This window comes from Microcoleus sp. BR0-C5 (genome assembly GCF_036705045.1).
Taxonomy (GTDB): Bacteria; Cyanobacteriota; Cyanobacteriia; order Cyanobacteriales; family Microcoleaceae; genus Microcoleus.
In genome coordinates, this window is record NZ_JAUBTR010000182.1 from 1 (window position 1) to 1961 (window position 1961).

The following is a 1961-nucleotide window of genomic DNA, read 5'->3' on the forward strand; positions in this document are numbered from 1 at the left end:
AAACCTCAAATGATTGCTATGCAATGATTTGAGGTTTTTTTAAGGTATAATAATTGGTGCAAGTAGAGCAACCATTAAAACTATGAAAAAGCCCTCGGAAGCTATAAATATCGTAAATTTAGACCATTTGGGGATAGTAGCAGGGATCATAGATGAAATGGAATTGGTAGAAGAAGTCAACAAAAAAGTGGGAATAAGAATTAAAGAAAGCCTCAGCCCAGGACAAGTAATGAAAGCAATGATTTTGAACGGATTGGGATTTTTGAGCGCCCCAATCTACCTATTTGACACAATTTTTGTGGGAAAAGCAACAGAACATCTAATTGGAGAAGGAGTGACACCCGAACAATTAAATGATGACAGAATCGGGAGAGCTTTAGACAAATATCATCAAGCTGGAACCACAAAATTATTCACGGCAATTGCCCTGAAAGCAGCGATGAAATTTCAAGTGTCAATGAAAAGCGTTCACCTAGATAGCAGTTCAATATCAGTAGAAGGAGCATACAAAAACTGTCAGGTAAAGAGCCAGGAAGTTGAGGCAGAATCTGAAGATACAGAATCTTCGATGAAAACCATAAAAATAGTTCATGGCTATTCAAGAGATCGAAGACCCGACCTCAAACAATTTATCATTGATACGATCGTAACTGGAGATGGAGACGTACCATTATATCTCAAAATAGACGATGGAAATGCCGATGATAAAAGTGTCTTTGTAGAGAGATTGAAAGAATTTAAAAATCAGTGGACATTTGACGGAATCTGTGTAGCAGACAGTGCCTTATACACAGCAGAAAATTTGTCAGCACTGGCAGGAATGAAATGGATAACAAGAGTACCATTAAGCATTAAAGCAGCTCAAAATAAAATCTGCAACATTGAAGATAGTGCCTGGGAAGACTATGAAATAAAAGGATATAAAATAGCAGTCCAAACGAGTGAGTATGCTGGTATCAAGCAAAGATGGGTAGTAATAGAAAGTGAAATCAGAAAACAAGCAGAGCTTAAAAAAATAGTCAAGCAAGTAGAGAAACAGTTAAAATCAGCCAAAGCCTCACTGCGTAAGCTATCCATACAAAACTTTGCTTGTATTGTCGATGCAGAAATTGCAATAAAAAAGTTATCAGACTCATGGAAATATCACCAAATAACAGAAATCAAATCCCAAGAAAAACCAGTTAAAACAAAAAAAAAAGCTCAAAGAATCGAGCAAGACACAGACAACAGTCTATCAAGTAACGGGTGAAATAGAACCCCTAATTTCAGCAATCGAAGCGGAAAAAGTCAAAGCTGGGAGATTTATATTAGCCACAAATATCTTAGATACTAAAGCACTGAGCAATTCACAGGTATTATCGGAATACAAAGCGCAGCAAAGTAATGAGAGAGGATTTAGATTTATCAAAGATCCGTTATTTTTTACTTCCAGCGTATTCGTGAAAAAACCGGAGCGAGTTGAAGCAATCGGAATGATAATGGGACTGTGTTTGTTAGTATATAACCTGGCGCAAAGGAAATTGAGACAACAATTAGAAGCTACCAACGATCGAGTGAAAAATCAGGTAAAGAAATTGACCAATAAGCCGACAATGCGCTGGATATTTCAGATGTTTCAGGCGGTACATTTAGTGACGATAAATGGAGAGAAGCAGGTCAGTAATTTAACCTGCTTAGCGTCAAGATATCTTGCGACATTTAGGAGAGTATTGCTGTCAATACTATTTAATAGTTTCAAGTGGATAACGTTCGAGCGCGACGTGTAGATATTTATGAATAATTTTCATTAATTAGTCAAGACAACTTGCTCTTGGTATAAGTTGTCTTGCTTCAAAAGATGAGCGAGCGCGATAAAACAGCAGCATGAATATATTAGAAAAAGTCAATGATTTCAACTTAGTTAGTTTAGGTAAATTTGACAAGTATCTGTAACCCTAAAACCGCATAGATTCAACCCAAAA

Annotated in this window: 1 pseudogene; it reads left to right on the forward strand. The window is 36.7% G+C overall.

Annotation, left to right across the window (positions count from 1 at the left end):
* Positions 1-82: 82 nt before the first annotated feature.
* Positions 83-1746, forward strand: a pseudogene (locus QUB08_RS31740) (IS1634 family transposase).
* The last annotated feature ends 215 nt before the right edge of the window (positions 1747-1961 follow it).